General features: G+C 54.2%; 3 protein-coding genes. All 3 read right to left on the reverse strand.

Annotated features, from left to right (window positions below):
• Positions 1-51: 51 nt before the first annotated feature.
• Positions 52-1515 carry a GWxTD domain-containing protein gene (locus QME66_12335; GenBank protein MDI6809751.1) on the reverse strand — a complete coding sequence of 488 codons (1464 nt, stop codon included), beginning with the start codon at positions 1513-1515 and terminating at the stop codon, positions 52-54.
• 185 nt (positions 1516-1700) lie between these two features.
• Entirely contained in the window at positions 1701-2633 is a 933-nt protein-coding gene (locus QME66_12340) for a PorV/PorQ family protein (protein ID MDI6809752.1), read from the reverse strand.
• A gap of 27 nt (positions 2634-2660) precedes the next feature.
• Positions 2661-6293 carry a hypothetical protein gene (locus tag QME66_12345; protein MDI6809753.1) on the reverse strand — a complete coding sequence of 1211 codons (3633 nt, stop codon included), beginning with the start codon at positions 6291-6293 and terminating at the stop codon, positions 2661-2663.
• Positions 6294-6408 lie beyond the last annotated feature (115 nt).

Genomic DNA, 6408 nt, shown 5'->3' on the forward strand with positions numbered 1-6408 from the left:
GTGCCTTATGAAACACCCTGCATTTCGTAAAGCTATTTCTGGGACGGCACACTAGTTCTTCTTGTGCTCGGTCGAATACTTTAGCATAAAATTCCCGTACCCGTCCTCATCCACAAAAATGAATCTCATCCCAATCGACGAGGACACGGGCCCGCCCCGGGAAAACAACGCCCTTCCCTTTAGGTCATAGATCCACACCTCGTGAGGCCTTATGTCACTCGGATCCTTCATAATCTCAGCCTTGGCCTCAGGGTTCTTCTCTCCTGCGATCTCTTTGAGCACATCGGTTGCAGTTCTGCCTTGAACCGGAAGGAGCTCCGTCCTTACCTCCTCCGGATCCCCGTACTGGATGTAGACTTTCCCCCGGTCGCTAAGCATCCCTTTCAGGAACACTGTGCTAAACCTGTCGTTGGCGAATCTTACCCTTCTCTCGAACTCTTGCTTTACCTCGTTTCGCGCCGTTGCGGGGGTGGGATCTTGCGCCTTCCAGAACTCAGCGAGCGTTCGCTGCCGTTCTCCCGGTCCCATTTTCTCAAACTCTTCAAACTCCTTTTCCGGGAAGAGAAACTCGGTCTCATCCAGGACGCTTTGCTCGGATTTTTCCCAATAACTCAAATCCCAAATCACGTCGAACTGCCCCTGCGAATACGACGTAACCGTGTCGCCGATGGCACTGACGCCTATTCGCAGGATGTAACTGCCCGCAGGCACTTCGCTCAGGTCAAAAGCAACAGCGCGGACCCAGCTCTTGAGACTTGACTTTAGTGAGTCTGTTCTCGCCTGAATCCTCTTCTCGCCGGGCGCAACGATTGAAACACTGGAAAGGTAGCCCTCTTCACCACCAGCCGGCTGCGTCCCATCGCGCCTGTTGTACATCTCATAATAGACTGTGAGAGTGCTATTCAGAATCCCGTAAGTTCTGCCTGGATTCGGAAGCACATCAAGCCCGCTCTTCTCAAATTTTGCCCTCTCATCCGCCTTCCTTACGCTCCAGCAGAACTCGGGATCGCTCACCGAGAGCTTTCCTTCAGGGAACTCTCTCCCCGAATACTCAAGTCTTGCTACTCCGTCCTTTCTCCGCCGCGTGAAGAGGTATGCAAGCCCCCGCTTCCTTGCACCCAGGTCTTCTACCTTCACGATCACATGGGTAAGCCTCTCCTCGATACGAGGCAGGGGCAGTGAGAGATAGTTTCCAAAGTCCCCGATCCTAACGATTTCAAAGGTAGGTCTTCCTCTGATACTGTCAGGCAGGGAGTGGTAAATTGTGACTAATTGGTCGGGTTCGCCTCCCTGAAGCACGGGTTCATTTGAGCATCGTAGGGAAACGCTCTCCACCTTTCTATCAATCTCTTTGCCCAGAATGTCTCTGAAGCTGAGCGTGAATCGAACTGCCCCGGTGAATCCTGAATTCGCCGGCTTCAAGAAGATTGTCTCGGTAGCGATTCTAAAGAGAAATTCCTCGGTCTGCCTGCCGTCCTGTTCAAGAAAACTTCTCGAATCGACGGTGAAGTCCACGTCCCCCCTGCTCCAGGCAGGCGCCTTTGCACCGCTGAAGGAGACATGTGGAACGAGAAGAGGAAGCAAACAAAAAAAGAAACGGCAACCTTTCGGAAGCCGCACCATAATCTCGACCCTCCCTATTTTTATCGCGGCGTCTTAAGAGGTCAAACTCCGCCTCGCAAACATCTCCAGAAGTGTGTTCAGAAGGTAAGTTCTAGAGAAACTCTGTGCGTCCCGCCAAGCGTGCCCCAGTCGTTGTAGGCATAATCAACTTTGGCAATCGCCTGAGCACCCGTGGGAAACCGCACGCCTGTGCCCGCTGCAAAGCCCTCCGTATCGTAGTTGAACTTGTACCCTGAGCGGAAATAGAGATAGTCGTTGAATGAGTACTCCATGGCCCAGCTTGCTCTTTCTTGATTGTCCGGCGGATGAGAAAACTCGCCCGAAGTCAGGAGGCTATGGACATCGTTACGCATCAGGTTCATTGACATCCCGACTCTGAAGGTAGTTGGCACCCTGGCAGCTCTTTCAAAATGCTTCAGTTCCGAACCGATGTTCTGAATGCACATCCCTATCCTGATTGACCTGAATCCGGTGTCATAGAGAGTGCCGACATCGAATGTCTGCGTCTTGGCAGTGTACTCATCGAGCCCCGACTGAATCCAGTTCAGGTTAATACCTGTCGAGAACTTATCTGTCAGAGACCGCGCATAGGTAACTCCGAAGGCCATGTCGCCTGCATCAAAATAGGTCCCGTCTCCTTCCGGATGGTACACGGTCCTTCTTTCCATCTGGTCCATCGTGAGAGCTCGCGCGTTGAAACCTATAACTCCGGGGAAGAAACCCGGCGAAAACACGTAGGCCGCCTGGTCAAAGGCGATATCTGCGGGAAGCGCCAGGTGATTAACCGATAGGGTACGGCCGGTCAGCCTTGCGATTCCGGCCGGATTCCAGTAGATGGCGCTCGCGTCATCGGCTATGGCCACGTACGCGTCGGCCAAAGCAGCGGCTCTTGCACCTATTCCGATTTTCAGAAACGAACCGCCGAAAGTTCCGACCTTGGCGAATTGCTTTGCGCCTTCCGTCGCAGATGGAAGAAGAACGGCCAGCATGACAACTATGAGTTTTCTCACCTTGGACCCTCCCGCATTAGGGGACTTCTATCTGATAATGACAAACTTGCCGACAAAGTTACCAAGATCTGATGTCACAGAGAAAAGGTACACGCCGCTCACTACATCCTGGCCGTTTCTGGAAACCAGGTTCCAGAATACCGCACCGGCGCCGCTTGTACCGTCATGCTGAATTTCCTGGACCAGATCACCCGAAAGAGTGAATATCCTCAGTTTTGCTTTCGCCCTTGGCATGCCAAAAAATCCTACCTTAGTACCCGTCGGATCATATTCAGCAGGTATCAGGTCCCATTCTGCGCTGCCCTTGTAAGGATTCGGGACCGCATAAACCTTGAAGCCTTTGCCACTGGCGTTCGGCCTTGCAGTGACAATCTGCGACTCGGTCGAGACAGGTCTCCCGCTCAACTCAATGGTCCTGACAGTCACGGTTGTCTCTTCGCTCCGCCTATCCTCCCAAACCGCCAGGTAATTGGTCCCGTCAAATGCGACCGCCGAACTGTGCTGCACCTGCTTGGCCGCAGTAAGCCTGAGGGCGTTCTGACCTTGATCGACCACGGCCCCGCTTGCAGTCACCCTTGAACCGTAGATGTCCAACGATGTATTGTTCAGATTCCTCATATCACTCCAGGTGACAAGGTAGTTCTTGCCGGACGAGCTAACCGCCGGGTAGTACTGATGTCGCTTGACTGCGGACGTCTCCAATGAGATTGCGATTCCAGTGCCGTCAAGTATGCGGCCCGCGGTATCTATTCTTGTCGCATAGATATCATAGTTTCGCTCCCTGCCATCACTCCACACCACGAAGTAGTTGCCGGCCCCGTAACACACATCAGGGAGGTCCTGCTCCGCCGCAACCCTTGTAGTGTCTCCCCCGGTTGGACTTGTCCGTGAATTTGCAATCACGAACCCGGTCCCGTCGCGAGGCGAGCCGGAACCGCTCACTCGTCCGCCGTAGATGTCGCAGTCACCGTGTCTCTTGTCGGCCCATATCACAAGGAAGCCGGTTCCGTCGAAAGCAACCTTCGGATTGAGCTGATCACCGGAAGCGCTGCAAATCTTGATCGGGTCTGAGTCAAGGACGACGCCAAATGTGTCCACCCTGGCTCCGTAGATGTCGTAGTTCCCGACCCTCGCATCCGCCCACACTACCAGATAGTTGTCGTTAGTCCTATCAAAGGCGATCGCCGGCGAATTCTGGTAGGAAGCGCCGGAAGCCACCAATATGCCCGACGTATCAATCGCGGTTCCGTCAACTTTAACTCTTGAGCCATAAATGTCGTACGGGCCGTTCCGTGAATCCTGCCAGACGACGAAATAACTTGTCTTGGAGAAGGCCACGGCTGGGTGATGCTGGGTGTATCGGGCAGTCGAAATGGGAAATCCCACTGTGTCCGCCTGAGCGAGCAGCCTGCCTTCTTTCGTAACACGGCCTGCCAGTATGTCCCACGAACCTCTCTGATTGGTTGCCCAGACGGCGAGAGAGTTGGTCTCCCCAAACGCGACCTTGGGGGCGTACCTTGTGTAGCCGCCGGTCGCGACACTAATTCCCAGTTTGTCCTTGACCGCATCCGTGCTGGAAGTGTCCACTCTGGCACCGACTATCTCTGACCGGCTGGTGTCGGTGGAGGTCATCCACTTGCTGAAAGCAGTCACAGAGTAGAAGTATCCCATCCCATCCAGCACTCCGTCCCGGTCAACATACCTGTATCTGCCCACAGGATAGAAAGCTATCCCGTCTTTGATCTCTGTGGGAACCACGGTGGTGTCTGTTATGCGCCTTATGTGGTGCTCCGAGCTGTCCCGGGGCCATCCCTTTGCGTCCATGGCCAGAGAATCCGGCGGATGCTTGTAGAACTCCGCCAGGAGCTGCCATTCTTCCTCCCTGGGCTTTGTCTCTCCAATCGGCCTCTGCCAGCCAGACACCTTCCAAATCCTGTATCCCTCAAATCTTGTCCCGGGGATTGTCTCGGAGAGATTATCCCATTCTAGGGTCACTTCGTTCGCCCCGGGCAGTCTGTCAACGTTGGGAGGAGGAGGAGGAGTCTCGCCCGTCCAGCGAACCGCGAATTCGGCGCCTGTCTGACCTGGAGTACAGGGGTCGCAATCATTGTCCACATACACAGGTGCTTTCACCTCAACACACACGGTATCAGTTATGCTGAACGCGCTCCCAGCGCACGTCGTGTCTATACACTCGCCTGGATAGAGCGGATTAGGCAGAGAAGGGTTGGTCCATTTCATGTAGGGCTTGAGAAGAGTCTCTTTATACGGTGATGGAGGAGTCGCAATGTCCTTGTCAACATCCTCCCATCTTCCGTCGTAGGTCTTCTGCGCTGCGACTGCGGAGGCCACCAGTCCCTCTTTCCCTTCGCCAATGACCCAGGCGACCTGGAAGGTGAAAAAAGTATCCGGCATCAGCTCGGCGAATGGACCGACCGAGAGACAGTATCTGAAATCATTCGCCTGTGTGGCATTCTTCGTAGGAATGATTCCCTTTGACATCAGGTCATACCTTTCGAAGTCTGTCTGAGGATCTCCGCCCTCCTGGTAACTTCCACCGGAGCTGAACCACTTGAGACTCGTTACTCCGACCTCTTCCGGAGCCTTCTCACCCCTAACGTCCGTAGGATGGCCAAGCAGGATCATCCCGGCCCAACCCGGCACGTCGCCACGATTCCTGACATTCTGCCTTTTGGCCTCATCTTCCTGAAGATCTCTTACGAATGGTATCTTCAGTCTCCTCTTGACAAACTTGCAGTTTGCATTCTGTGACTCGGGATAAGGGATCCAGACAGTCGTGTCCACAATCCCGACCAGGTCGTCATCCCAGTAGCTTGGGGCTCCTTTCGGTCCTGCATCCGCATCAACAAAGAATCCGACGTAAACGTCCCTGATGGCGTTCTGACCGACATTCCAGACCTTGTATTCAACACCAATGAATTCGTCGTAGCCGGTTATTGACCAGGCGAAACTGCTCTGCTGCACCTTGAGAAAGAGCGGTCTGTGGTCGGGGTATCTCTGTATGGCTTCGGTCGCAAAATCCGTGTACGTACAGCTGAGCATCTGCTCAGAGATCGCAGCGAAGTCTTCGTCTATTCTGCCGTCAGCGGGATTGTCATTGTCGTAGCCATCAAGAAAATCTTCATCTATCTTCTCACCGCCCTCTGCGTTCAGGTCCCCGTCGTCATTTGCCCCCTTGTACCCGGTGGTTCCGGTGACTCTGCTCCCGCCAGGCATCCCCTCGTATCCCTCGTAGATGATGTCGCGGACATCAAGAGATGGCCTGAACTCGGTTTCATATGCCGCTGTAGAGACGTGCGGGACTCCGTCGGCATCCAACGCTCCGACCCAGAGACCACCCACGTAGAGATACTCGCCACCCCTCCACCCCATAGACAGGTCTGCGACCCAGGGGCTGCCGAAAAAACCGAGATTCGTCACAATCAGATTCAACCTTCCTATGTTGTGCGTTCTCAGGCAGGGTGGTCTTGTGCAGTACGTGCGCTGCGGCTGACCTTTCTCATCGGTAAGGTCGTTATTGTCAACCTTGTTGAAGGAAAGAGCTTCTTCTGAGCTGAAGAGCAGGAACGGGAGGAAAAGGCAGGAGAGAACCCACCACCGCTTCGACCCGATAGACTTAGACCCTGTGTCAGTAGACATATTCATTCCCCGTCGGTCGTGAGAAACTGCCAGCCAAATCTTGAACGAGGGTTCCCTGCAACTAGTGCTGTGTCACATAAATTCGCGAACTTATTATGCGGTGCCCCAGCACTTT

It is taken from the genome of Candidatus Eisenbacteria bacterium (genome assembly GCA_030017955.1).
Classification (GTDB): domain Bacteria; phylum Eisenbacteria; class RBG-16-71-46; order JASEGR01; family JASEGR01; genus JASEGR01.

What these genes read in the sequence shown, in the direction of transcription:
- QME66_12345 (MDI6809753.1), bottom strand. Translation starts at nt 6,293, where the DNA reads ATGTCTACTGACACAGGGTCTAAGTCTATCGGGTCGAAGCGGTGGTGG.